Below are 23,468 nucleotides of genomic sequence, written 5' to 3'. Positions count from 1 at the left end.
CTTCAGTCCCAGCGGTTGAAGAGAGCCTCACCCACGGTCGCCGGCTGCCAGTAGCGGACGTCGTGGATCGAGATCTCCGGCCACTCGGCGTGCCGGAACGGCCGGCCCAGTTCGGCCGTGGTGAGAACCCGGAACTCGCACGACGCGGTCAGCGCGTTGGCCAGCAACGGATCGTCGGTGAAACGCAGGGGCACGTCGTCGCCGGGCTCGGCGAGCGCCACCCACGGCGTGTCGGGGATCCAGGTCACCGCCACGCTGCGGCCGCGCGACTCGAGGATCGCCTGGTGGTAACCGGGTGTGGTGTGCTCGGCGATCCGGAAACCGGTGACCTCGGCGTGGATCGCGCGGGCGGCCTCGTGACAGACGGTGCGGAAAGCGCGGATGTCGGGCATCCGCTGACGGTAGCGGAGACCAGCGAGCCGTACGGCCGACCGTGCGGCGAGACGGATCAGCGTGGCTGGATCTGGCCGGTCAGATCGCTGACCCGCCCCAGGTGGTCGAAGGTGACACGTACCGTCGAGTTGTCCGGGTGACGGGCGGCCACCCCGGTCGGGGTGTCGTCGACCCGCCAGCCCTGCTGCTTGAGGAAGGACACCACGACCGTGCGGTGATCGACGGCGAAGGCCTGGAGCACCTGCCCGAGCACGGTGAAGGTGCGCTCCGGGGGGACCGCCCCGCGGACCCGGGACGGCAGGTTCTCCAGGTGGAAGAAGATCGCCCCGCCGTTGTAGGTGCCGCGGTAGTAGGACCGCCCGGTCAGTCCCGAGGCCACCAGCGCGATCCGGTGCCCGTCGGTGCGGTCCAGGCGCAGCGACGGTTCGATGAATTCGCGTACGTTGTGGACGCGCCCGTGTTCGCGCAGCCAGCCGGCGAGTTCCAGCAGGTTGGGGGAGATGGTGGCGCTCTGATTGGCCCAGGCCCACAGCCAGGTGCCGTCGGTGTGACTCTCCGTGCCGAGAAGCTGGATGGGATAGCGCAGATCGTTGCCGAACGTCACCATGCCCGCATTCAGGTCGAGCTGCCAGCCCCGGTCGCCGAGCAGGTCGGCGAGCGCGAGCTGTCGAGCCATGCCGGTGGCGACATGCTGTGCGAACAGGTCATCGAACGAGGACACGGACCGGCCTTTCGATCAAGGGAGCCGGTGCAGTGTGACATGCGCGAGCGCTGGTGCCGAGTCCCCGGGTCGGCACCAGCGCCGTCAGATCTCAGACAGCCGGGAACGGCGCCCGGTCCTGAGCGCACCGGGTGCCCACCGGCGGGAGGTCACCGTCGAGCAGATAACGGGTATACCAGCCGGTAACACACGCGCTGTAGTTGCTGGTGTGGCCGAATCCGTCCAGGGTCAGCAACCGTGCGTCACCGAGCTGCCGGGTCATCCGCTTGGCGAAGTCGAGCCGGGTCGCCGGGTCGTAGGTGGGGTTGACGACCAGGATCGTCTCTGCGGTGCGGCGGTTCCACGGCCCGTCGTACGCCTCCCTGATCCTCGGCCAGTTGGCGCACCCGGCCTCGCTGAACGCCTCGGCCCGGCCGAACGTGGGGTGGGCCTTCTCGAACACCACCGCGAAGCCGGGGTACAGCGCCGGGTCGCGGGGCAGCGGCGCGTCCGTGCAGTTGACGGCCGTGCCCGCGTCGCCACCGTTGTACGAGTACGCGTCGGGAAGCCAGCCCCGCACCGGCGGCGCCTTCGGCAGGTCGCGGCCGGCGGCGGAGCGCAGCGCGGCCGGGTCGCCGAAGACGAGGCCGTACACCCACTGCAGTTCGCCCGCGGCGTCCGGGAAGGCGGCCACGTTGTACAGGGTCTGCCCGGTGAACCCGACCAGGTCGTCGAGGGTGATCGTGCCCAGGTCGGGAATCACCACGGGCCCCTGCCGCAGCCGGTCGCGCAGCCGTTCGAACTTGCCGCGCGCGTCCCCGGAGAACGCGCACGCCGGGCCCGCCTTGTCACATTCGCGCAGGAACCCGTCGAGGGCGATCTCGAACCCGCCGGCCCGGTCGAACTTGTTCGCCAGCCGGTGATCGGTCCGCTGCTCGGGGTCGACGTTGCCGTCCAGGATGACGGCGCGCACCCGGTTCGGGAACAGGTTCGCGTAGGTCGCCCCGATCAGCGTCCCGTAGGAGTAGCCGATGTAGGTGAGCCGCTCGTCCCCGGCGCCTTGCCGCAGCAGGTCGAGGTCCTTGGCGACGTTCAGCGTGCTCATGTGGGTCAGCAGCGGGCCGATGTTGCGCTTGCATGCCTCGGTGTACTCCCAGTCGGCCCGCAGCGTGTCGCGGATCTGCTCGGCGGTGACCGGCACACCGGTCATCCGTGCGAACAGCGCCTCGGCCTCCTCGTCGGTGGCGAAACACTGGATCGGGTCGCTGCCGCCGATCCCGCGCGGATCGAACCCGACCAGGTCGAACCGGGCGAGCACCTCCGGCGAGGCGATGCGTGCCGCGGCGCGCACCATGTTGCGCCCGGCGCCACCCGGCCCGCCCGGGTTGACGAAGATCGTTCCGATGCGCTGTGCCGGATCGCCGGCCGGGCGTCTGGCCAGCGCGATCGTGGTGGTCACCCCACGCGGCTTGTCATGATCCAGCGGTACCTCGTAGGTGCCGCACTCGAACCCGGCGAGCGGTTCCTCGGTGCAGGCGGACCAGGCGATGGACGGTGCGGCCGCGGCGGCTTGCGGTGCGACGGCGACAGCGGAGACGGCGACGAGCGCGGCGGTGACGCGCATGGCGAGTCGGCGCACGAGCGGGGTCCTTCCGGTAGGTCGACAGGACCCCCGCAGCCTCTCACGCATGTAAATGAATCACTGTCAGGGAGAAACCCCTAAGACCCTTCTCCGGTACGCCTGCCGTGAACCCCGGGGACAAGACCCGCGAGCCGCTGCCACGCGCGCCCCTGCCGCGCCCGCCGGGCTGAGCTCGCTGTTCAGCGAACCCGTCCCGGTCCGGCGGGCTGATTTCGGTGGTTCAGGGCACTCGTCCCGGTCCGGCGGTCTGATTTCGGTGGTTCAGGGCACTCGTTCCGTCTCGATCCGGTGCGCTGAGCCCGCTGTCCAGCGCACTCGTTCCGTCTCGGTCCGGCGGGCCCGGACGGCGGCTCGCAGCGCGGGCCACAACCGCAGCCGGCGTGAGCTGTCGCAGACGGCCAGCAGGCGGGCGAGGCTGTCCCGCTCGTGCGGCGGGACGAACAGCAGGACGATCAGGATCGGCAGCACGGCGGCCGCGATCTCGGTGAGGACGACCAGGATCACCACGGCGGCCACGGCGACGGTCAGGGCGTACTCGATCATGGGTTTCCTCCTCCGGGTGGGGTCCCGCGGGCCTATCGGGCCAGCGCGGCGGCGGCGACCATCGCCAGCGCCAAGGTGGTGGTGAAGGCGATGAAAGCGGCCGCCGTTGCGGCCCGGAGCAGCGCCCCGACCTGTGCGAACGCCCGGCGTAGCGCGCGAAGCGCGAGGAGAAGGCAGACGGCGGCGACGGCCAGGTAGAGGAACGGCTCGCCGAACAGCGCCGAGAGTGAGGTGGGGAAGAGCATGGTGGCCTCCGATCCAGCCGTGCCGGGTCGCGACGCATATGCACTTACCGAGAGCCGTGACCTCGATGTCGGGAGCACCTCGGCATCAGAGAGTGATCAACTCACTGATGCCGTTACGTCTCCGTGACCCTCTGCTACGAATATGCGGCTCTATGCACGGATGGCGCAACTCTTATCCACAAGAATGAATGAAATGAACGTGCGCGGAGCGCGGAATCGCCCGAACCGGTGACCCGGATTCGCCCTCCGGTGTGCTTAGGTGGGGGCCGGTCCCGCATATTCGCCCCGTGGGCTTGACAGCCGCGTATCATCAGGGGCCGTGTCAAATCACAACAATAGCGGCGATACGCCTGAACTGACCCTGCTCACCACCCTGTGCGGTGGCGGCAGCTGCCCGACGGTCTACCGCACCGACCGTGGCACCCTGATCGTCCAGGGATACACGGTTCCCGCCGGCAGCGTGAACCTCGATCTGCCGGCCGGGGAGCAACTCGTGGAGATCCCCGCGGAACTGCTCTCCGCCGCGTTGCAGGCGGGCGCCTAAGATCGGAAAACAAGCGCGACGAGGGAGGCGGGTCATCGTATGAGCGGCTCGCCCGACTCCGTGGACGAGGCCACCGACGAGCCCGTCGGTGTGGTCCTCGCCCGCCTCCGCAAGAGCAAGCGGATCCCCGGCCAGGCCCTCGGCGAGCGCGTCGGGATGAGCCAGGCCAAGATCTCCCGCCTCGAGACGGGCGCGGTGGCCGCCGAGCCCGCCGATGTCCGCCTGCTCGCTGAGGAGCTCGGCCTGCCGCCGGACGAGGTGGACCGGCTCGTCACCCGGGCCGAGCACGCCGACAACCGGCTCACCGACTGGCGGCCCGCCCACCTCGGCCTCGCCGAGCGCCAGCGCGACCTGCGCCAGCTCGAGGTCTCCACCCTGGAACACCGGGTCTTCCAGCCCGCCGTCGTGCCGGGCCTGCTGCAGACCAGTGAGTACGCCCGGGCGATCATGTCCGATCTGCACATCGAGCTGGACGATTCCCGGGTCGCCGACTCCGCGGTCGCGGTCGCCGAGGCGGTCACCGCCCGCATGAACCGCAACCAGATCCTGCTCCAGCCGGACCGCGTCTTCGTCTTCCTGATCACCGAGGCGGTGCTGCGCAACCGGGTCGGCCGCCCCGCCGAGATGGTCGCGCAGATCGCCCGCATCCGCGAGGTCGCCGCCTACCCGAACGTCACGCTGTGGATCGTCCCCGACGAGGCCGAGTGGCCCATCGCCCCCTACCACGGCTTCTACCTGGCCGACGACCGTTGCGTGCTGGTCGACCTCTTCAACACCAGCATGATCTCCCGCGGCCGCCGGATCGTCCGCAGCTACCGCCGGGTCTTCGACGCCATCGAGCGGGTCGCCACCACCGACGTGGAGCCGTTGCTGGAGCGCTACCAGACCCACTACGCCCGGCTGCTGCTCAACCCCTGACCGTCCGGCACCGCCCCCGAGGTACATCCCGGTCGAGCCATCAACCTATCTTCCTAGGACGACCTAGCGGGTGTGAGCGCGGGACTTGCTCCCGCGTCCGCGCGGTCCCCAGATGCCCGGCGGTCTCCACCACGGTCAACGTCAGCGGCCCGCCCAGATCGAGCCGGCCGTGCACGAGCACGCCGGGAATGCCGCCCTGATCGGCCTGTCCATCGAATGGCCCGGCCCGCTCCTGCCCTACGTCACCTGGGTCGGCAGCACACGCAGGGCGACTGCCGGTCTTGTGCAGCCGGCTCCCAGGGCGGACCCTGCTGGCCAAATCGCCCGCCTGCCCGCCGGGCGGGCGGGCAGCGCACCGACGGTGTGTCCCCGAGCACCGCTGTGACACTCGTGAGCGACCGCGCCGGCCCCTGAATGCGTGCCGAATCGCTCGGCCCCGTCTGTCCCCGGGCGAGCGCCCACAGCGCACCGACGGTGCGCCCTGGCTCCTGGCGCCCCCCGATGTCCTGCCGCCCTGCCACTTCGGCGCCCTGGCGTCCTGTCGTTCTTGCGTCCGGTGGGCGGAGGGCGGAGGGCCGGCGTGCAGGGCGATGTGCGCTCGGAGAACGTGACACCCGTAGTGGGTGTGACGACACCCGTTGCGGGTGTCACGTCTGCGGAACACAGATAGCCGAGATCCGGGTCCCCTCTTCCCGAACGGAGATCCGTTTCTACGTCCGCTGCCTCCTGCCGGTGAACGTGATGGTGGTTGCGTATGGCGGCCGGCCGGTGCCACACGCTGGAGTCCAGGGGGCAGCGTCAGCAGCGGTCGCCGAGGAGCCATCACCGGCCGGCCGGGTCACTTCGCCGGTCTTGCCCAGCGACGAGCACACCGTTCACGCAATGCCGTCTACATGCGCAACCACCGCAACGGACGGATCTTCACCGGCGGTCGCCGACAGCCGACCGCCGACACCGGTCGCCGGTCGCCGTCGCCGGTCGTTGAATCCCTGATCCACGTCCGGTGTCCGCTACCCCCGCACCCACGTCGTGAGGCCTGGCAAAGCAGGGCCGGACCGGACATGCGCTGAGAGCGAGCCTTCATCGATGAGCCAGCAGGGGTCAGCGCTCTCTCAAGCGTCCTGAGGTGGTCTCCCACGGCCAGCCGGAACCCTCCAGCCGGCTGCCGTGGCTGTTTCGGCGAGCCTGAGGCGTCTCCCACGGCCGCTGGAGGGGAGGGGACGATCAGGAGGCCGGGGGCGCGTCACGCGTACCGCCGGAAAGGCCCGAAGCGTAAGCGGCGCGGCTGAGATGGACCAGGTCGCCGAGGCCGGCCGGTGGGCTGTCGCGCCACCAGGCGAGCCAGACGTCGATCGCCGGCGTCCGGCGCAGCGTGCGGTAGGCGACGCCGGGCCGCGGGTTCTGGTTGGCGGTGGCCTCGGAGGTGACGCCGACGGCCTGGCCGGCGGCGATCAGGGTGAGCCATTCGTCGACGCCGTGTGTGGTACGGATCGTCGGCGGCTCGGGGCCGGGATGCCACAGGTCGAGGGTGGTGGTGCCGGTGCGCGCGTCGATCGCGACCGGGTAGCGCAGCAGGTCACGCAGGTGCAGGGTGCGGCGGCGGGCCAGTGGGTTGTCGGTGGCGACCGCGGCGCAGCGGGTCTCGGCGCCGATGAGCGCGGTGGCGAAGCGGGGATCGTCGAGGGGGCGGCGGATGACGGCCACGTCCGCGGTGCCGTCGCTCAGGCCCGCGCTCGGCGTGTTGGTGTGCACGAAGACCAGGGGAGTGCCGGGGTGGCCGGTGGCCCAGGCCCGTTGCAGGCGGCGGGTGTGTTTGCCCAGTGCCGCCCAGGCGTAGCCGATACGCAGTTCGCTGTGCCGGGGCGCGGCGAGGCGGCGCAGGTGGCCGATCTCGTCGAGGATGCGGCGGGCGCCGGCCAGGATCCGGGTTCCGGTCGGCGTCAGCGCCACTCGGCGGGTGGTTCTTTCCAGCACGGGTACGCCGAGCGCGTCCTCCAGCGCCGCGATGGCCCGTGACACCGCGGCCTGGGAGACGCCCAGCTCGGCGCCGGCGTCGGTGAACGTGCCGGTGTCGGCGACCGCGACCAGCGCCCGCAGGTGACGCAGCTGCAGATCCATGCGTGCAGCGTATAGATCCGTCGGCGGGCGTATTTCTCGCCACCGCCCGGGCGCCCGGAGACTGCCGGTATGACGGTGGTGACGACGTCCACCTCGCCGGCCGGCGGGCTGGCGATCATGACGGGGAGCGCGGCCAGCAACCAGGTGGGCGCCGCGGTGGGGGCGTACGCGTTCGGTGCGATCGGCCCGGCCGGGGTGGTGGCGGTGCGGCAGTTCGTGGCGGCGGCGCTGCTGCTGCCGGTGGCCCGCCCGGACCCGCGCCGGTTCACGTGGGCACAGTGGTGGCCGACGCTGCTGCTCGGGCTGGTGTTCGCGACGATGAACCTGTCGCTGTACACGGCCGTCGACCGGATCGGCCTCGGTCTGGCCGTCACCCTGGAGTTCCTGGGGCCGCTCGCCGTGGCACTGGCCGGGTCCCGCAGCCGCTTCGACCTGCTGTGCGCGGCCGGCGCCGGCCTCGGCGTGTATGTGCTGGTCCTGCCCGCGGGCGGCAGCGACTGGGTGGGCATCGGCTGTGGGTTGCTGGCGGCGTGCTGCTGGGCCTCGTACATCCTGCTGAACCGGCTGCTCGGGGCGCGGCTGCCCGGACTGCAGGCGCCGGCGGCGGCGACCAGCGTGTCGGCGCTGATGTACCTGCCGGTGATGGTGTTCCTGGTCGCGCAGGGCCGGTTCACCGGCACGGCGCTGCTGTGCGCGGTCGGTGCCGGGGTGTTCAGCTCGGTGGTCCCGTACGCCGCCGACCTGATCGCGCTGCGGCGTGTCCCGGCGCGGTATTTCGGTGTGGTGATGAGCGTTCACCCGGTGTTCGCGGCTCTGGCCGGGCTGGTCCTTCTCGGACAGGTGCTGGCGGTGCACGAGTGGGCCGGGATCGCTGTCGTGGTGGCGGTGAACGTGCTCGCCGTCCGGCAGAATTCCGGGCATGGAACTGCTCCGGCACAGCACGGCGAATGAGGTCACCGGCGGCGTCTGGCGGCTGGTCGGCGGGCGCGTGCGCAAGGTGGTGACGCCGCGCCGCGACGGTGCGGCCCCGCACCTGGCGGCCGGCGACGAGCCCGGGCACTTCAACTACTGGCGGCGGGAACCGCTGGCGTACGAGACGAGACTGGCCGCGACGGCGTTCGCGTCCGCCGGGATCACCGCGCCGGAGGTGTACGACATCTCCGGCGAGCCCGGCGGTGGCGTCGCCATCGTCATGGAGGACGTGCAGGGGACGCCCGGCATGCGGTGGAGCGCCGGTGAGCTGGGCGAGTTCGCGTACCGTCTCGGGGTGGCGCAGGCCGGCTGGGCAGGGAGGCCGCCGGCGATCGACTGGCTGGCCCGCGACTGGCTGCGCGACTACACGCTCGCCCAGCCGGTGCCCGCCGACCTGGACTGGGATCATCCGGCGGCGCTGGCCGCCTGGTCGCCGGCGCTGCGCGCCGGTCTGCGCCGGTTGTGGCAGCGCCGGCACGAGCTGCTGGAAGCCGCGGACGCGCTGCCGCGTACCCTCTGCCATCACGACGTGTGGCCGATGAATCTGATCGGTTCCGGTCCGCGGATGGTTTTGTTCGATTGGGCGTACGCGGGGCCCGGCGCCGTCGGTGAGGATGCGGCGAATCTGGCGCTGGACACGTTCTGGGACGGTTACGTCGACGTGTCCCTGCTGCCGGCGGTGTTGTCGTCGGTGCTCGACGGCTACGTCCGTGGGGTGGCCGGCGTCCTGTCGCCGGAGCAGGCCCGGCGGGCGGTCCGGTTGACCGGCGCGGCCAAGTATTTCTGGCTGGCCCCGCGGATGCTGGTGTCGGCGTGGTCGCATCCGCGCGGCAAGGGCTACGACACCCGTGACTGGGAGTCGATGTTCGCGGGCCGTGCACCCTTGTTCGAGGTCGTCGTGAACTGGGCGGACACCGTCTGACCGTCGGCGGGTGATCGTCGTCGGCCGTTCCGTGCCGGAGCACCGCGGTCACCACCGAGCGGTGGCAACAGCTGCGGCGCGAAGACTGACCCCCGGTTCACGGCGCACCACCACACTTCGTGTGCCGAACCCGGTGACCCGGCCGCTGGGCGAGCAGCTTCGCTTTCGCGGCGGTGAACTTCTCGTCGGTGAGCAGGCCGGCGGTCTTCATCTCGCCGAGCTTCACCAGCTGTGCCATCAGGGCGCCTCCGCCGCCGGCCGTGGGGGCGGCCTCGAGTGTGGGCGTGGCCGGGGCTGCGGGAATCGCCGGGGTGGACAGCTGGGCGCCTACGGCCGGGAGTACCACATCGGTCGACTGTGCTCCGGTCAGGTGAAGATCACCCAGCAGGTGTACGAAGGGGCCGTCGTAGTTGCGGACGTCGAGGTCGGTGGATCCGCGGCCGGCGACGATCTCGGCGCGTCCGGGTGCGATCGCCGAGGCGGTGGCCATCTGCTCGAAGGCGCGCAGGGTATCGTCGGTGTCGCTGCTAGGGCTGTCCACTACGTGTGCTTTGAAACCTTTGCAGCAAATCGGCGAGGACCTTCATCTCAGCCGCGAGAGCCGCTCGCCCCACCGGCGTGATCGCCGCCCAAGTCCGCGGCCGGCGCCCTTCATGCCCCTTTTGGATGTCGACGAGCGACTGCGCGGCCAATGCCTCAAGATGCCGGCCGAGGTTGCCGTCGGTGAGGCCGAGAAGGTTCTTGAGGTACGGGAAGTCGGCCCGGCCTGCCTCGTCCAGCACGGTGAGCAGCGCCAGTCGGGTCTTCTGGTGCACCCGCTCGTCCAGTTCGAGAGCGGGATGGGGTGCCGGGTCAGCCACTGATCTTCCGCTCCCGCTGTCGCTCGGCGAAACCCAGTACCGTCAGGGCGAGGCCACCGCAACCCATGAGGAGCGGGTCGTACCAGTCGGCGGTCACTGCGGATCCCGCGAACCAGCCACCGATCATCACGCCGGCGATGATGCCGGAGCGCAGGGCCAGTGATTTGTTGCGCTGTCCGAGCGCCATGATCGTCAGTATTGTCGCCGGCCACAGCAGCATCTTCATGAGCGGGTAGAACCACACGAGGTTCCCGGCGGCAATCACCGCGAGTAGCACGAGAGCGGCCTTCCCGTACGGCAACCGGCCTTCACCGACTCCGGTGCGATCGCGTCGGATGCGATCGCCGCTCCACAGTGCGAGCAAGGCGAGAAGGCTGCATAGCGGCCAGAACAGTGGTGCCGGTACGAAGTAGTAGTTGACCGTCGCCAGGTAACCGGCGAAAGCCATGGTCATAAGCCCGAAGATCAGCAGCGGGCCGGAGGTGGCCCAGCGAGAAGCGCGCACCCGTAGCCGTAGCTGATCGAGTTCTTTCTGCTCATCGAGTGACATCACGGTTCAATCCTCTGCATGACAGAGGACTCTGCCATGCAGAGGAAATGTCGTCAACACCACGATGCCCCACTCCGCGGACCTCGCCACACATGGGCCGTCGACCCGGCCGACGTCAAGAAGACAAGCGCGATCTTCGATGAACTGGCGCCTGTCAGCTTGGCACCCGGCGACCAGCAATAACCTATCTTCCTAGGATGCCATTGGGGTAGTGCGGCAAGCCGCACCTCAAGTCGACGGCTTCGCCGACAGGGCCGACGAACGTTGCCGTACGCATCGCGATGCTTCCGGGCTCGCTGTCGTTTCCGTCCAGGACGGCAACTGTGGCCGCGATCTGGCGTAGACCCGGCGATCCGCCCGAGTTCGAGGAGGCAGCACATGCGTGACCTGGTCTACACCGGTTTCATGTCGCTCGACGGCGTCGTGGATTCGCCCGGCGGTGGGCCGGGGGAGGGGCACCGCCGCGGCGGGTGGGTGGTGAAGGACCTGGAACTCGTCCCGGAAGCCTGGTCGCTGAAGGGCGAGGAACTCACCGACACGACGGCGTTGATGTTCGGCCGCCGCAGCTACGAAGCGTTCGCACCGGTCTGGCCCGGTGCGGAGGACCACGCCGGCTACAAGTTTCTGCCAAAGTACGTGGTGTCGAGCACGCTGCCTGACGATGCCCTCGTCGATGGGTGGGGCCGACGACGATCCTGCGCTCGACCGAGAACGTTGCCGCACTCAAGCAGGGCGAGGGCGGTGCGATCTTCATCCACGGGAGTGCGGAGCAGGCCCGGCGGCTCTCGGACGCGGGCCTTATCGACCAGTACAACCTGCTCGTGTTTCCCGTGCTGCTCGGTGCCGGCAAGAGCCGGGCCGGCCCATGGGAACCAACGGCAGTGGATCCGGCGCTAAGCCATAGCGTGCCTGGTCAGCCTCGCGGCGATGGCTCTTTCGCGGTCGCGTGGCCGGTGCGGATGTTGCGATAGATCGTCATGGGGGTGACGCCGCAGGAGGTGGCGATCTCGGCCATCGTGAACTGGCGGCTGTCGTACATGCGTCGCGCCTTGTTGATCAGGGCGGAGGTCATCTTGGGTTTGCGGCCGCCGGTGCGGCCTCGGCGCGTGCGGCGGCGAGGCCGGCGAGGGTGCGTTCTTTGACGAGGGCGGCTTCGTATTCGGCCATGAGGGCGAACATGCCGAAGACGAGCTTGCCGTGCGCGGTGGTGGTGTCGACGATGCCGTTGGTCAGTGACTTGACGCCGACGCCGCGTTCTTCGAGGACGGCGACGATGTCGACCAGGTCGCGCAGGTTGCGGCCGAGCCGGTCGATCTTCCAGATGATCAAGGTGTCGCCGGGCCGCAGATCCTCCAGGCACGCCTGCGGCGTCACCCCGGGGCTGCCCGGGTTGAGCCGGTGGTCGTGGCGTTGTGCGGGTAACCGAGTGGCTGCGGTCGTCGGTGATCCGTACGGTTGCAGGGTGCCGCCGTCGTTCATGCCTGGTCTGTCACTGTGCCGGCTCTTCTACCTGGAAGCGGTGCGTCCGTTACTGGACCGGGCCTACCCCGGTCTGTCGCATGCCGCCGCGCGGATCGGGCCGGGGTCGGAGGTGCTCGGCTTCGACAGCGAGCGCTCCGTCGATCACGATTGGGGGCCGCGGCTGGAACTGTTCCTGTCGGTCGAAGACGTCATCAGCCACGGTGCGGACATCTCGGCGTTGCTCGCCGCCCGGTTGCCCAAACAGATTTGCGGCTGGCCCACCAACTTCGAGCCGCCTGGGGCGCGGGTGCAGGTCATGGCGGCTACCACCGGTCCAGTGGCGCATCGGGTGCACATCACCGATGTGACGAACTGGTCGGCCGGTCAGTTCGGCTTCGACGTCCGCCGCGGCATGAGTGCCCTGGACTGGCTGGCCATCCCGGCGCAGCGGCTGGCCGAAGCCACCGGCGGCGCTGTCTTTCACGACGACAGCGGCGAGCTGACCCACCTACGCAGCAGGCTGCGGTGGTATCCCGACGAGGTATGGCGGTACATCTTGGCCGCGCAGTGGACCCGCATCGCGCAGGAAGAGGCGTTCGTGGGCCGCAGCGCCGAAGCCGGTGACGATCTCGGTAGCCGCCTGGTCGCCGCGCGGCTGGCCCGCGAGGTCATGCGGCTGTGCCTGCTACTCGCCCGCCAGTACCCGCCGTACAGCAAGTGGCTGGGTACGGCGTTTGCCGCGCTGCCCGACATTGAGGTGATCGTCGCGGCGCTGCGCGAAGCCGTGGGCACCGGTGACGCCGCGCGCCGGCAGGCCGGGCTGTGTACCGCGTACGAAGTCGCCGGGCGCTGGCAGAACCAGCTGGGCCTCGCGAACCCGGTTGAGCCGACGCGCCGGCCGTACTTCGACCGGCCCTACCCAGTCATCGACGCCGCCCGCTTCGTGACCGCGCTGCTCGAGCGCGTCAGCGACGCCACCCTCGCCGCACTGCCGCCCGTCGGAGCGGTCGACCAGTACGTCGACAGCACCGACGTGCTGAGCCAACGAGATCTGCCGCGCTACATCATGGACGCGGTCTCTCGGGAACCGTCCGATAACGATCGTTTCTAAGACGCACCTGTCGGGTCGGCTGTGGCCGGCATGGTGAACGCGCGGAGGGTGTCGGTGCCGTTGGTGAGGTACAGCCGTCCGTGGCTGATGACCGGGGTACCGAGCCCGGCGGCGGCGCTTACTGCGCTCGGGAGCGCGAGGTCGGCACCGGTGTCGGGCTCGAGGGCGCGTAGTTTCTGTTCTCCGGTCGGGGCGCCGAAGTTGCCCCAGAGGAGGCCGCCGGCGATCGACGGCAGGACGGAGCCGAGGTGGCGATGCCAGCGGGTCTCGCCACTGTCCAGGTCGACCGCGACGAGGGTTTGGCCGGCATTCTTGGTCGCCGCGGCGTAGACCTGGTCGTGGTCGACGGCCACCGGTCCCATCAGTGCGTCGCGGGCCCAGACGGTGGCACCGGTGTCGGCGCGGACCTTCAGCAGCCGCATCGGTGGGTTCTGGCCGGGCTGCGCCGGTGTGTCCCGGTCGGTCTCGCTGATGATCAGGTGCCGGGCGGCCGGGTCGGCGGCGTGACACAGCCACTCCCGGGGTGTCTGCCAGAGCGTGTGGCCGGTGCTGATGTCGGCGGCCAGGGTTCCGCCCCGGTAGGGGCGGCTTAGCAGGATCGTGGTGTCGGCCGCGCACTGCTGGGTGATCACGCCGAGCCGGTGCCAGCGTGCCCGGCCGGTGGCGGTGTCGAACGCCCAGGTGCCCATGTCGGTGCCGTCGCTGCCGCCGACGAGGGCGACACCGTGCGAGAGGAGCAGGTTTCCGGCGGCGGTGGGCACCGTGGTGCGCCAGCGCACCGTGCCGGAGGCGATGTCCAGGGCGACCAGTTCCCCGCTCTGGCCGGCGCCGCCCGTGCCGGGCGGCGCGCTGGCCGGGGGCCGGCACGGGGTCAGGAACAGGTACACGCTGCTGCGGTCGGCGGCCAGTTGTGGCGGGAACTGGTCGGCCGGGTTGGTCAGCCGGTGTGTCCACAGGGTGCGGCCGGTGGTGGCGTCGTACGCGCCGACGCCGCCGGGGTCGGTGAGCACCAGCCGGGAGCCGACCACGACGGGCGGGGTCTGCCGTGAGCAGGCTCCGTCGCGGCGCTGCGTGGTGGTGACCGACCAGCCTTGCGCCAGGCGGCCGACGGTGGCAGCGGTGATCCGGTACTCGCTGGGGTTGAAGTTGTCGTGGGTGGCGTCGTGGCCGTCCTGCACCCAGTCGGCGGTCGGCGGTGGCGGGCTCGCCACAGCGGCGGGGCTGCCGCCGGTGGCAGCGATGACAGCGGTGAGGATCAGTCCCAGCGGTCCCGGCGTGGTACGCATATCCGGCAGGCTAGGTTGCCCGGCCCGCCTCATCCGGACGCTTGGCGGAACTGTTTCTCACCGCCTGGGTGAAGTGCTACGTTGCGCCGCGAGTCTCACGGCGGGTGACGGTCATGCCGACACGTCGACCCCGGTCCGGCCGATCGAGGCCAGGTAGGCCAGAGCCTTGTCCAGGTACGGCCCGATCGGGTTGTCAGGATCTTTGTTCACCTCGTAGGGACGCGACATGTCCTTCAGCACCACCCCGGTGACCTCCTGACCGGGGGCGAGGTATCCGCTCTGCCGTCGCATGACGATCTCCATGGCAAACGGCGGCGCCAGGCCGGAGTCGGGGTCGACACGTTCACCGGTGACCTTCTCGATCAGGTCCAGATCGCTGGCTGTCAGCAGCTTGAGCGGCCTGGTGGACATGTCGTCGACTTTCGGCGTAGGGCGTGCTGCGCTGATGTCGGGCCCGGATGACACCGATGTGGTCCGGGGCGTTCCGAATCCTGAAATACTCACCGCTGAAGCTCCTTTTGTCGTCACTTGCGTATTCGTGGTGGAACGGGCCGAGGCATTCGGTGTGCCCGGCCCGTTCCTCACGCTATGACGTTGCCGGCCGCAGAGTTCAGCGTTTTGAGTTGATCAGTAGTTGTACCAGACGGTGATGTCGTATTTGCTGCCGTAGCGCGGCGTGATGAACATGTTCGTCGGTGAGCTGATCGTCACCTTGTAGGTGAAACTGCGGTTGGCCGGGGTGTTGTTGAACGCGGTCGTGATGCCGTTCCAGGACGACACCGCGGTGCCGGGGCTCACCGTCACGCACGAGCCGCTCGCCTGGCACAGCTGCACGAAGTAGGTGGTGCCGGTGGGCGGCGGGTCCAGCATCTTCCACGAGTAGTCGACCCGGGTGATCTGCGACGCCGCCGGGGTCCGCCACCCGGGCCAGAGTCCACCGCTGATCCTCGGTGAAGCCGTGCGCCGCCGGGCCTTCGTCCAGCAGCGAAGCCAGTTCCCGTAGTTGCTCCTCGTCGAGGCGGCACCGGCTGCCCGGTGAGCCTTTCGAGGCCAAGGCCTGCACCCCGCCTTGCCGCCATCGCTGCTGCCAGCCGTACACCGCGGTCGCCGAGACCCGCAGCCGCCGGGCCACCTCAGCCGCCGGCACACCCTCGGCGAACCAGTCCGCCGCCTGCCTCCGGACCTGCTCCCGCTTCGCCCGCGCCGGCGCGGTCAGACCACCACTATCGGGATACCTCATCCCTCCGGCCTACCGAAGCGATCGACACCCGTCACGCCAACACGCCGACCACCCATAGATCAACTCAACGATTCAACCTCTGTAAGACCGAGACTGCGTTGCAGATCATGGGAAAAGCGCACGCGCTCTTGGAACTGCTCTCCGAGAGCGCGGATGCCGCGCCGATGCCGAACCCGTCCTCGCCGAGGCGCAGCAGGCGCTGACCGAGGTGTGGGGTGTTGCGCCCGCGTGCCGGCTGACCGGCCTGTCACGCGCGACGCTCTACCGGCGCCGCAATCCACCGGCCGAGCCGAAGCCGCGCACGCCGCGCAGACCGCCGCCGTCGGCGTTGTCCGACGCCGAGCGTGAACCGGCCCGAATACCAGGATCTGGCGCCGGCGCAGGTGTGGGCCCGCGAGCTCGACGAGGGCCGCTGGTGGTGTTCGGAGTCCACGATGTACCGGATCCTGCGGGCCGCCGGCCAGTCCGGCGAACGCCGGGCCCAGGCCACGCACGCGGCCCGCACCAAGCCCGAGCTGGTCGCCGACGCGGCGAATCAGGTCTGGTCCTGGGACATCACCAAACTGCGGGGACCGGTCAAAGGCGTGTGGTTCCACCTGTACACGGTGATTGACATCTGGTCCCGCTACGTCGTCGGGTACCTGGTCGCCGCCTACGAGGACGGCCAGCTCGCCGAGGCGCTGATCGCCGACGCCGCCGCCCGCGAACGCGTCAACCCGGATCAGTTGATCGTGCACGCCGACCGGGGTGCGGCGATGACGAGCAAGACTGTGACTCAGCTGCTGACCGATCTGAAGACCGGCCGTAGTCACAGCCGGCCGAAGACCTCCAACGACAACCCGTTCATCGAGGCGAGCTTCAAGACCCTCAAGTACGACCCTACGTTCCCGGAGCGGTTCGGGTCGATCCAGCACGCCCGGCAGCACTGCGAGGCGTTCTACACGTACTACAACCATGAGCACAGGCATTCCGGGATCGGCCTGCACACCCCGGCGTCGGTGCACCATGGCACCGCCGGGCAGATCCGCCAACAGCGGCAACGCACCCTCGACGCCGCCTGGGCCGCGCACCCCGAACGGTTCGGGCGCCGCCGTCCGCAGCCGCCGCGTCTGCCGGACCGGGCATGGATCAACAAACCCGACGACAACGACCTCGAACAGGCCACCGCCGCGGCAGCGGCGAGCCTTCCGGCAGCACAAAGCTAAACAAAATCAAGAAACTGTCCCACTTGACTTGACAGGTTCCGATCCGTTGATTTTTCCGCCAGGACTACAACCGCCGCGTATTCGATTTGATGCGAATACAAGCCAGTCTGCGTACGGACTGTGGCCGAGGTTTGCGCTGCTGGTCGCGTGAGTAGCGGTTTCGCTGACTGTAGACCCCGCGGATGCGGCCTCTTGCCACGAGGGGTGCGAATCCACCCCTCGTGACCTGCATATTTGACAAGGAGGTCGCATTGGATGCGAAGATCTCGCATCCAATGCGAGTGGTCGGAGGTCACTGTCGGTGGAGGTAGAACGCGTCGCGCCGGGCTCGGCGGTCCTGCAACTGGCTGACGGTGTCCGGCTGCTGCGACCGGACGAGCAGGTGTTCACCGCGATGCTTGACGGTTGGCGTAACCAGCAGCTCGCGCGGAACCTGTCCTTCGGCACCGTGGAGAGCCGGCAGCGGTCGGTGCGGGCGTTCGCCGAGCACGCGCAGGCGCTGCCGTGGCGGTGGACTCCGCAGTTGGTCGACGAGTGGTGCACCGATCTGCGGGCCGTGCGCCGGGTGCGCCGCTCGACGCTGCGTGGCTACCAGGAGGCGGTCCGGCTGTTCTGCGCGTACTTGACCGACCCGGCCTACGGCTGGGTCGGCGAGTGCGAGAAGCGCTTCGGTACGCACCCGGTGCAGGTGGTCCACGAGTGGAACGCCGCAGTCCACGTCGCCGCGGCCGAGGGCGACCCGGCCAAGCGCGCGTTCACGCTCGATGAGATGCAGGCCCTGCTGGACTACGCCGACGAGCAGGTCACCCGGATCCGGGCGGCTGGGCGCAAGGGCTGGTTGCCGGCGTTCCGTGACGCGACCCTGTTCAAGGTCGCCTACGGGTACGGGCTGCGGCGCAACGAGACCCGGATGCTCGACGTGGTCGACTTCGGTCGCAACCCGCACGCCGACGAGTTCGGCGAGTACGGCGTGCTCTACGTGCGCCATGGCAAGGCGATGAAGGACTCGGCGCCGAAACGGCGCAGCGTGTTGACCGTCTGGGCGTGGGTGCCGGAGATCCTCGCCGAGTGGGTCGAGGAGATCCGGCCGTTGCTGGCCGTCGACGGCAACCCGGCGCTGTGGCCCTCGGAACGAGCGCCGCGGGTCGGGCTGGCCCAGCTCAACGCGCGGCTGTCGGCCTACCGCGACGCGCTTGGCCTGGACGCCGGGCTCGATTTCCACTCGCTGCGAAGGGCGTATGTCACCCATCTGATCGAGGCCGGTTGGGATCCGTTGTTCGTGCAGCAGCAGGTCGGACACGAACATGCTTCCACCACGGCGATCTACACCTGCGTGTCGTCGGACTTTCGCACCCGCACGCTGCGGCAGGCTCTCGACGCGACCATGAACGCGGCACTACGACCGGCACGGAGGGCGCAATGAGCATGAAACGCCAGGTCAGCTACCGATGGCGGCTGCGGGAGATGATGGCCGCCCGCGGCGTGTTCACCGCCACCGAACTGGTCCCGCTGCTGCACGAGCGCGGCATCGAGCTGTCCGCCTCCCAGGTCCACCGCCTCGTCGCCGGCACCCCGGAGCGGCTGTCGCTGCCAGTGCTCGCCGCGCTGTGCGACATCTTGGAGGTCACCCCCGCCGACCTGGTCGTCACGACGGCGGCCAACGTCGCCCCGCGCAAAGCGGTCGCCGGCGACGCCCCGGCGCCGGTGGACCTGGCCGCGGTCCGGCCCCGCCGGGCCCGCGTGCGCCCGGACTGATGGACCGCCCCTACGCCACCGCCGAGCAGTACGAACGCTGGTTCGTCCGTGATTGCGCCCGCTGCGGCCGGCGCGGCAACTTCGCGACACGCTGGCCCGACGGGCACATCTGCCGCACCTGCCAGGACCGGGCTTTGCGCACCCACGGTCGCTGCCCCGGCTGCGGCAACGACCGGGTCTTGGCCGGACGGCGCACCGAGGACCAGGCTCCGATCTGCACCGGCTGCGCCGGATTCTTCACTTCGCTCGCCTGCGCCGAGTGCGGGCAGGAGGGCAAGCTGCACGCCGGCCGCCGGTGCACCCGCTGCACGTTCACCCGGCGCGTCGCCGAACTCCTCGACGACGGCACCGGCCGCATCCGCCCCGAGCTGGTGCCCCTGGCCGAGCTGTTGACCAGCATGGACAACCCACTCACCGGCCTGTCCTGGGTCTCCTCCCGGCACGGCCGCTCCGCCCCGGCGGCGGATCTGCTACGAGGTCTGGGCCGCGGCGACATCGAACTGAGCCACGACGCGTTCCACCGCCTGCAACCCTGGCGGGCAGCGGCCCACCTGCGGGAACTCCTCATGCAGTGCGGTGTCCTGCCCCTGATCGACAAGCAGATCCTGCTATTCGAGCGATGGCTGATCGAGCACCTGGACACCATCACCGACGTCGAACAACGCCGGCTGCTGCGCCAGTACACGACCTGGCACTTGCTGCCCTGGCTACGCGGCCGCGCGGACCGCGGTCCCGTCAGCAGCCGCACCCGCAACGAACTCGGACAGCAGGTCTTGCGGGTCGGCGACTTCCTCGCCGGAATCCAGGAGCAGGGACTCACCCTCGCCCGGCTCCGGCAGGAGGACCTGGACCGCTGGCTCGTCACCCACCGGCCGCATCAACGACAGCTCCTCAAACCGTTCCTGACCTGGGCCGCCCACGCCGGGCACATGCCACGGCTACACGTTGTTCCGCACCGATCCGGCCAGCAATCCCCGATCACCCAGCACCGCCGCATCGGGCTGCTCCGCAAGCTGATCACCGACGACACCGGCGAGCTCCGCGCCCGCGTCGCCGCGATCCTGCTGCTGCTCTACGCCCAGCCACTCGGCCGCATCCTGCGCCTGACCATCGACGACATCGACACCACCGGCCCCGATGTCCTGCTCCGGCTCGGCGACCCACCGACGCCGGTCCCCGAACCCGCCGCCGAACTACTGCTGGCCCTACGTGACCAGCGCACCAACATGCGCACCGCCACCAACCGCGGCGCCCGCTGGCTGTTCCCCGGCCGCCGCGCCGGCCAGCCATTGACCACCCGCACGATCGCCCCGCTCATCCGCGACCTCGGCGTCCCTACCGTTCCCGGCCGCCTCGCCGCACTACACCAACTCGTCCTCCAAGCCCCGGCACCGGTCATCGCCCAGGCCCTCGGCTTCCACCACACCACCACCCAACGCCACCACGCCGCCGCTGGCGGCACCTGGAACCGCTACACCGGCCGGGAGGGGTAACCGATCTCCGCGAGGTCCTCCGCGAGATCGGCCACCACAAGATCGGGATTCAAGCGGCGAACCAGGCCGTCGGTCAGGGGGTGCAGAGCGAAGATCTCGCCGACCCCTTCCACATCGACGGCCGTCTCGTAGTAGTCCTCTGCGAAGCGCTGGTACGCCACCGGGCTGCCTTCGACGACAACCTGGAACAGCCTGTTAGCCCCATCGGGGTCATCACCTGCGGGAAAGTCCAGCTCCCCGGCATGCCACCGGTCGTCCTCCTGCTGCCGCCACAGGCACACCGTCGCTTCCAGCGTGCCATCGAAGCTGAACGCGGGCTCAGCGACACAACCCGAGAAGACCTCCGGCACCGCGTCGACCAGCCCCGGCCACAGCTCGTCGTCGTTGTTGGCAGGACTCATCGGCGACTCGTGGTCGAAGCCCCGAATGAATGCGCCAGCCGACGAGAACACGATCGACCAGGCGTCACCCGACCCGTTTCGCATCGACGCCATCTGTTCGCCCGGCGCCCACCGAGAATCGAACGAGTAGTACCGCGACTCCCACTCCGGGCTCATGATCGCGTCCAACATCGCCAACGCTTGACACCGCTGGCGAAGCACCGCGATGTCTGGAAGGGCACTCGCTACGTCATGAACCGTCACCGGCACATCTAACCTCGACGAGCCTTTGCACTTCCCCGACCCCCCAGCAATCTCACCAAGAGTCACTTCAGTCACGGCCACCCGCCGCGAATTCCAGACAGTTTGATTACACGACCCTGCCAGTCGGGCACCCCAGAACGCGGAGGTGGCTATTCCTCGACGGCATCGGGGTCGCGCGCGGCTGGCGGGCACCGTCCAGCTCCGGCAGGGCGAAGGTGTAGTGGCCGTGCACGTTGATGTGTTTGTGCTGGTACGCCGAGAGGCGTCCAGCACCGGGTATCCGGGTATCCCTCAGCGCGCAGCGCGTCCAACGCGTGGTCCGGATACAGGGTGTTCCACAGAGTGATGCAGTTCAGGACCAGCCCGAGCGCACCGAGCTGGTCCTCCATACCGGCGTGGTACGCCTGGTACCACTCGCCCCTGCGGCCGTGGAAGACGTGCTGGCCAGGCCGTGTCGGCCTTCCTGCAGCTTACGCATTCCCTTGAGGTGCCGGCGATAGTCCGGATCGTCGGCGAAGGTCAGCACGTGCAAGGTCTTGAAAATGCGCCCGTAGTGCGCGATCGCCTCGCCCAGATCGGTGAGTCGGCCGTCGTGTTGCAGCACCCGGATCACGTCGTGCGCGGAGATCTCCCGGGTGTGCACCGAGGCGATCACCCGCAGCACGTCCGGCCAGTGCCGTCGGATCTTGTCCAGGTCGACCCGGCCGCGGGCGGCCTTATCCAGTACGCCGTAGTCGGCGCGGGCGTCGACGCGCCACAGTTTGGTATCCGGTAGGTCCGCGAGTACCGGCCGGTAGTCGAAGCCGAGCAAGGTGACGATCCCGAAGAGCACGTATGTAGTTACCTGGACACCTCGTGCCCCGTTGCTGGATGCGGGCGGTCGCTCGCATCGTCCAGCAGGGGCGGTTGCGGAGGTGGTCGTGCGGGTCAGCAAGCGTCGTGGTGAGAACGGCATGCACCAGGTTGAGCTACTCGATGAGGCCGCGAGCCGATCGAGGTGGTGGCGGGGTTTCTCCGGTTCCTTGCGGCCCGGGACTGCTCGCCGGACACGTTGGTGTCCTACGCCTGCGACCTTCGGCACCTGTGGCGGTTCTTCGCCGCCGGATCCACTGCCATTGGCCCTCAAGGGCCGGGCCGACCGGGACAAGTACATGCTGACGCTGGGTCAGTGCGTCGAGGGAGCCCGCAACCCGCTTTGACGCTCACCGCCCAGGCAGTCTGCGTGCAACAGTGCCATCCTAGGATGGCCTAGAGATGGTGCGGCAAGCCGCACCCCACAGTCAAGTGCAAAAAGGACGGCTTCGCCGACAGCCCCCGATCCGTTAGGGTGGGCGTCGTGACTGCCGGGTCGGCCTTGGGCCATTACCGAGTGGGGCACCCGGCTGACGCGTGAGCGCCCGGTGGCCGCCACGGTCGCCCGCTGCCGCCCGTGGCCCTTCGCTGTTGTCGTGTACCTACGGTTTCTGCAGGTCACGACTCCGAGAGCGGATCATTTTGAGCGATTTCAACGAAAGCATCATCGATGAGTTCCGTGGTAACAACGGCCGTGTCGGCGGCATGTTCGAAGGTGCCCGCCTGATCCTGTTGACCACGATCGGGGCCCGCAGCGGGCGGCCGCACACGGTTCCGCTGGGCTATCTGCCGGACGGGGAGCGGATTCTGGTCATCGGGTCGGCCGGCGGTTCGGCCCGGCATCCGGCGTGGTTCCACAATCTGGTGGCCGACCGGTCGGTCACGGTGGAGGACGGGGCGTTCACGTATCGCGCGGTCGCCACGGTGCTGGCCGGGGCGGCCCGGGACGAGGCGTTCGCCCGTGCGGTCGAGCAGGATCCGGGCTGGGCCGAGTATGAGCGGCAGTCGGGGCGGGTGCTGCCGGTGGTGGCGCTGGAGGCGGCCGGGGATCCGGGGCCGCCCCGGTTCAACGCGTCGTCGCCGGGTGAGGCGTTGCGGGTGGTGCATGACGCGTTTCGCCGGGAGCTGGCGTTGATCCGGGCGGAGGTGGCGGGTTCCGGTCCGGTGGTGGGCGCTCAGTTACGGGTGAACTGCCTGAGTCTGTGTGCGGCGTTGCACGGTCATCATGTGCGGGAGGACGAGGGCATGTTCCCGGGGTTGGAGCGTGCTTTTCCGGAGTTGGGTCCGGCGATCGGCCGATTGCGGGCCGAGCATGAGGTGGTGGCCGTGTTGCTGGGCCGGTTGCGGTCGGCGGTAACGGATCCGGGTTTGTCGCGGGAGGCGCTGGTGGTGGCGGTGGATGCGCTGACCGGGGATCTGGAGAAGCACCTGGACTATGAGGAGCGGGAGCTGATTGCGGTGCTGAACGGCGCCTGAGCCACGGCGGGGTTCCGGCTGGTTGTGAGTGCCGTCTCGGATCGTTCGATACAGCATCCACGATCAGCCGGAACCGCTCTGGACGCGATCGGCGTGCTGGCGAAGGTCGGCACGCTGGGCTGTTCGTGGGTGCTGTCTCAACGGTGCCGAGGCAGTCCTGACCCTGCTGGCCAAGTCGCCCGCCCCGCCCGCCTGCACGCCCGCTCGGCGGGCGGGGCGCACAGCGCACCGACGGTGTGCCGCCGAGCCCCGCTGTGACACTCGTGAGCGACCACGCCAGGCCCGCGTGCGTGGCCCGAATCGCTCAGCCCCGTCTGCCCGCCGGGCAGGCGCCCACAGCACACCAACGGTACGTCCTGCCGCCCCGGCGCCCCGCCGCCCTGCCACCCCGGCGCCCCGCCGCCCTGCCACCCCGGCGCCCCGCCGCCCTGCCACCCCGGCGCCCTGTCGTCTGGTGGGCGGAGGGCCGGCGTGCTGGACGATGTGTGCTCGGAGAACGTGACACCCGTAGTGGGTGTGAGAACACCCGTTGCGGGTG

At 69.6% G+C, this 23,468-nt stretch carries 25 protein-coding genes and 3 pseudogenes; 11 read left to right on the top strand and 17 right to left on the bottom strand.

Annotated elements, in window-relative coordinates; translation table 11 throughout:
* Window positions 1–2: 2 nt before the first annotated feature.
* The 5 genes from AB0I88_RS09885 to AB0I88_RS09865 form a co-directional block, all read right to left on the bottom strand.
* Window positions 3–392: a hypothetical protein gene (locus tag AB0I88_RS09885; protein WP_361020720.1), complete on the bottom strand. Its 390-nt coding sequence runs from the start codon at window positions 390–392 to the stop codon at window positions 3–5.
* A gap of 56 nt (window positions 393–448) precedes the next feature.
* On the bottom strand, window positions 449–1,114 hold the full coding sequence (locus AB0I88_RS09880) for a DUF6882 domain-containing protein (protein ID WP_361020718.1): 666 nt from the start codon (window positions 1,112–1,114) through the stop codon (window positions 449–451).
* A 91-nt stretch (window positions 1,115–1,205) separates the two neighbouring features.
* Window positions 1,206–2,732 (bottom strand): alpha/beta hydrolase, encoded by a 1,527-nt coding sequence (locus AB0I88_RS09875; protein ID WP_361020716.1) that lies wholly within the window; start codon window positions 2,730–2,732, stop codon window positions 1,206–1,208.
* Between the two features lie 264 nt (window positions 2,733–2,996).
* Entirely contained in the window at window positions 2,997–3,278 is a 282-nt protein-coding gene (locus AB0I88_RS09870; protein ID WP_361020714.1) for a hypothetical protein, read from the bottom strand.
* A gap of 32 nt (window positions 3,279–3,310) precedes the next feature.
* Window positions 3,311–3,523 carry a hypothetical protein gene (locus AB0I88_RS09865; protein ID WP_361020712.1) on the bottom strand — a complete coding sequence of 71 codons (213 nt, stop codon included), beginning with the start codon at window positions 3,521–3,523 and terminating at the stop codon, window positions 3,311–3,313.
* Between the two features lie 319 nt (window positions 3,524–3,842).
* On the opposite strand from AB0I88_RS09865, the gene AB0I88_RS09860 reads away from it, so the two are divergent.
* Both AB0I88_RS09860 and AB0I88_RS09855 read left to right on the top strand, forming a co-directional pair.
* Window positions 3,843–4,067, top strand: a complete 225-nt coding sequence (locus AB0I88_RS09860; protein ID WP_361020710.1) for a hypothetical protein — start codon at window positions 3,843–3,845, stop codon at window positions 4,065–4,067.
* A 39-nt stretch (window positions 4,068–4,106) separates the two neighbouring features.
* The gene (locus AB0I88_RS09855; protein ID WP_361020708.1) at window positions 4,107–4,985 is read left to right on the top strand and encodes a helix-turn-helix transcriptional regulator; all 879 of its coding nucleotides are present in this window, start codon (window positions 4,107–4,109) and stop codon (window positions 4,983–4,985) included.
* Window positions 4,986–6,209: 1,224 nt separating this feature from the next.
* Here AB0I88_RS09855 and AB0I88_RS09850 read toward each other — a convergent pair.
* The gene (locus tag AB0I88_RS09850) at window positions 6,210–7,103 is read right to left on the bottom strand and encodes a LysR family transcriptional regulator (RefSeq protein ID WP_361020706.1); all 894 of its coding nucleotides are present in this window, start codon (window positions 7,101–7,103) and stop codon (window positions 6,210–6,212) included.
* A 69-nt stretch (window positions 7,104–7,172) separates the two neighbouring features.
* On the opposite strand from AB0I88_RS09850, the gene AB0I88_RS09845 reads away from it, so the two are divergent.
* The gene (locus tag AB0I88_RS09845) at window positions 7,173–8,054 is read left to right on the top strand and encodes an EamA family transporter (RefSeq protein ID WP_361020704.1); all 882 of its coding nucleotides are present in this window, start codon (window positions 7,173–7,175) and stop codon (window positions 8,052–8,054) included.
* Window positions 8,023–8,997 (top strand): aminoglycoside phosphotransferase, encoded by a 975-nt coding sequence (locus tag AB0I88_RS09840; protein WP_361020702.1) that lies wholly within the window; start codon window positions 8,023–8,025, stop codon window positions 8,995–8,997. Before AB0I88_RS09845 ends, AB0I88_RS09840 begins: the two co-directional genes overlap by 32 nt.
* A 97-nt stretch (window positions 8,998–9,094) precedes the next feature.
* Here the strand turns inward: AB0I88_RS09840 and AB0I88_RS09835 are convergent, their stop codons facing one another.
* The 3 genes from AB0I88_RS09835 to AB0I88_RS09825 are packed head-to-tail and all read right to left on the bottom strand — an operon-like array spanning window position 9,095 to window position 10,410.
* Entirely contained in the window at window positions 9,095–9,538 is a 444-nt protein-coding gene (locus AB0I88_RS09835; RefSeq protein ID WP_361020700.1) for an SHOCT domain-containing protein, read from the bottom strand.
* Window positions 9,525–9,857 (bottom strand): transcriptional regulator, encoded by a 333-nt coding sequence (locus tag AB0I88_RS09830; protein ID WP_361020698.1) that lies wholly within the window; start codon window positions 9,855–9,857, stop codon window positions 9,525–9,527. The genes AB0I88_RS09835 and AB0I88_RS09830 overlap by 14 nt, the downstream gene beginning before the upstream one ends.
* Window positions 9,850–10,410 carry a hypothetical protein gene (locus AB0I88_RS09825; RefSeq protein WP_361020696.1) on the bottom strand — a complete coding sequence of 187 codons (561 nt, stop codon included), beginning with the start codon at window positions 10,408–10,410 and terminating at the stop codon, window positions 9,850–9,852. The genes AB0I88_RS09830 and AB0I88_RS09825 overlap by 8 nt, the downstream gene beginning before the upstream one ends.
* Before the next feature lie 375 nt (window positions 10,411–10,785).
* On the opposite strand from AB0I88_RS09825, the pseudogene AB0I88_RS09820 reads away from it, so the two are divergent.
* Window positions 10,786–11,258 (top strand): annotated as a pseudogene (locus AB0I88_RS09820) (dihydrofolate reductase family protein); the annotation flags it as partial.
* Window positions 11,259–11,320: 62 nt separating this feature from the next.
* On the opposite strand, the gene AB0I88_RS09815 reads toward AB0I88_RS09820, so the two are convergent.
* Window positions 11,321–11,479, bottom strand: coding sequence for a hypothetical protein (locus AB0I88_RS09815; RefSeq protein ID WP_361020694.1), 159 nt, complete (start codon window positions 11,477–11,479; stop codon window positions 11,321–11,323).
* Window positions 11,476–11,781 (bottom strand): recombinase family protein, encoded by a 306-nt coding sequence (locus tag AB0I88_RS09810; RefSeq protein ID WP_361020692.1) that lies wholly within the window; start codon window positions 11,779–11,781, stop codon window positions 11,476–11,478. The genes AB0I88_RS09815 and AB0I88_RS09810 overlap by 4 nt, the downstream gene beginning before the upstream one ends.
* 88 nt (window positions 11,782–11,869) lie before the next feature.
* On the opposite strand from AB0I88_RS09810, the gene AB0I88_RS09805 reads away from it, so the two are divergent.
* Window positions 11,870–12,979 (top strand): DUF4037 domain-containing protein, encoded by a 1,110-nt coding sequence (locus AB0I88_RS09805; RefSeq protein WP_361020690.1) that lies wholly within the window; start codon window positions 11,870–11,872, stop codon window positions 12,977–12,979.
* On the opposite strand, the gene AB0I88_RS09800 is transcribed toward AB0I88_RS09805, so the two are convergent.
* The 4 genes and pseudogenes from AB0I88_RS09800 to AB0I88_RS09785 all read right to left on the bottom strand — a co-directional run.
* Window positions 12,976–14,265, bottom strand: coding sequence for a PQQ-binding-like beta-propeller repeat protein (locus tag AB0I88_RS09800; protein ID WP_361020688.1), 1,290 nt, complete (start codon window positions 14,263–14,265; stop codon window positions 12,976–12,978). The genes AB0I88_RS09805 and AB0I88_RS09800 overlap by 4 nt on opposite strands.
* A gap of 111 nt (window positions 14,266–14,376) precedes the next feature.
* Complete coding sequence (locus tag AB0I88_RS09795) at window positions 14,377–14,676, bottom strand: hypothetical protein (protein WP_361020686.1); 300 nt, start codon at window positions 14,674–14,676, stop codon at window positions 14,377–14,379.
* Between the two features lie 216 nt (window positions 14,677–14,892).
* Window positions 14,893–15,135, bottom strand: a complete 243-nt coding sequence (locus AB0I88_RS09790; RefSeq protein ID WP_361020997.1) for a hypothetical protein — start codon at window positions 15,133–15,135, stop codon at window positions 14,893–14,895.
* A 55-nt stretch (window positions 15,136–15,190) separates the two neighbouring features.
* Window positions 15,191–15,505: pseudogene (locus AB0I88_RS09785) on the bottom strand (helix-turn-helix domain-containing protein); the annotation flags it as partial.
* A 344-nt stretch (window positions 15,506–15,849) separates the two neighbouring features.
* On the opposite strand from AB0I88_RS09785, the gene AB0I88_RS09780 reads away from it, so the two are divergent.
* From AB0I88_RS09780 to AB0I88_RS09765, 4 genes are all read left to right on the top strand, one after another.
* Window positions 15,850–16,710, top strand: coding sequence for an IS3 family transposase (locus AB0I88_RS09780; RefSeq protein WP_361020684.1), 861 nt, complete (start codon window positions 15,850–15,852; stop codon window positions 16,708–16,710).
* Between the two features lie 382 nt (window positions 16,711–17,092).
* Window positions 17,093–18,133, top strand: a complete 1,041-nt coding sequence (locus tag AB0I88_RS09775; RefSeq protein WP_361020983.1) for a site-specific integrase — start codon at window positions 17,093–17,095, stop codon at window positions 18,131–18,133.
* The gene (locus AB0I88_RS09770; RefSeq protein ID WP_361020682.1) at window positions 18,130–18,465 is read left to right on the top strand and encodes a helix-turn-helix transcriptional regulator; all 336 of its coding nucleotides are present in this window, start codon (window positions 18,130–18,132) and stop codon (window positions 18,463–18,465) included. Before AB0I88_RS09775 ends, AB0I88_RS09770 begins: the two co-directional genes overlap by 4 nt.
* On the top strand, window positions 18,465–19,958 hold the full coding sequence (locus AB0I88_RS09765) for a hypothetical protein (protein WP_361020680.1): 1,494 nt from the start codon (window positions 18,465–18,467) through the stop codon (window positions 19,956–19,958). Before AB0I88_RS09770 ends, AB0I88_RS09765 begins: the two co-directional genes overlap by 1 nt.
* Here AB0I88_RS09765 and AB0I88_RS09760 read toward each other — a convergent pair.
* Complete coding sequence (locus tag AB0I88_RS09760; protein WP_361020678.1) at window positions 19,937–20,608, bottom strand: hypothetical protein; 672 nt, start codon at window positions 20,606–20,608, stop codon at window positions 19,937–19,939. The two genes, AB0I88_RS09765 and AB0I88_RS09760, sit on opposite strands and share 22 nt — an antisense overlap.
* 143 nt (window positions 20,609–20,751) lie before the next feature.
* Window positions 20,752–21,557, bottom strand: a pseudogene (locus tag AB0I88_RS09755) (Tn3 family transposase).
* 434 nt (window positions 21,558–21,991) lie between these two features.
* Here AB0I88_RS09755 and AB0I88_RS09750 point away from each other — a divergent pair.
* Entirely contained in the window at window positions 21,992–22,930 is a 939-nt protein-coding gene (locus AB0I88_RS09750; RefSeq protein WP_361020676.1) for a nitroreductase/quinone reductase family protein, read from the top strand.
* Window positions 22,931–23,468: the final 538 nt, after the last annotated feature.

It is taken from the genome of Actinoplanes sp. NPDC049802 (assembly GCF_040656595.1).
In the GTDB taxonomy this organism is placed as follows: domain Bacteria; phylum Actinomycetota; class Actinomycetes; order Mycobacteriales; family Micromonosporaceae; genus Actinoplanes.
The sequence above is the reverse complement of the archived record's forward strand: the minus strand, read 5'-3'. Positions and strand labels throughout refer to the sequence as shown.

Coding starts and splice junctions, on each gene's coding strand:
- AB0I88_RS09815 (WP_361020694.1), bottom strand. CDS start 11,479: ATGACCTCCGCCCTGATCAACAAGGCGCGACGCATGTACGACAGCCGC.
- AB0I88_RS09790 (WP_361020997.1), bottom strand. CDS start 15,135: ATGCTGGACCCGCCGCCCACCGGCACCACCTACTTCGTGCAGCTGTGC.
- AB0I88_RS09885 (WP_361020720.1), bottom strand. CDS start 392: ATGCCCGACATCCGCGCTTTCCGCACCGTCTGTCACGAGGCCGCCCGC.
- AB0I88_RS09850 (WP_361020706.1), bottom strand. CDS start 7,103: ATGGATCTGCAGCTGCGTCACCTGCGGGCGCTGGTCGCGGTCGCCGAC.
- AB0I88_RS09795 (WP_361020686.1), bottom strand. CDS start 14,676: ATGTCCACCAGGCCGCTCAAGCTGCTGACAGCCAGCGATCTGGACCTG.
- AB0I88_RS09870 (WP_361020714.1), bottom strand. CDS start 3,278: ATGATCGAGTACGCCCTGACCGTCGCCGTGGCCGCCGTGGTGATCCTG.
- AB0I88_RS09855 (WP_361020708.1), top strand. CDS start 4,107: ATGAGCGGCTCGCCCGACTCCGTGGACGAGGCCACCGACGAGCCCGTC.
- AB0I88_RS09770 (WP_361020682.1), top strand. CDS start 18,130: ATGAGCATGAAACGCCAGGTCAGCTACCGATGGCGGCTGCGGGAGATG.
- AB0I88_RS09865 (WP_361020712.1), bottom strand. CDS start 3,523: ATGCTCTTCCCCACCTCACTCTCGGCGCTGTTCGGCGAGCCGTTCCTC.
- AB0I88_RS09845 (WP_361020704.1), top strand. CDS start 7,173: ATGACGGTGGTGACGACGTCCACCTCGCCGGCCGGCGGGCTGGCGATC.
- AB0I88_RS09765 (WP_361020680.1), top strand. CDS start 18,465: ATGGACCGCCCCTACGCCACCGCCGAGCAGTACGAACGCTGGTTCGTC.
- AB0I88_RS09800 (WP_361020688.1), bottom strand. CDS start 14,265: ATGCGTACCACGCCGGGACCGCTGGGACTGATCCTCACCGCTGTCATC.
- AB0I88_RS09840 (WP_361020702.1), top strand. CDS start 8,023: ATGGAACTGCTCCGGCACAGCACGGCGAATGAGGTCACCGGCGGCGTC.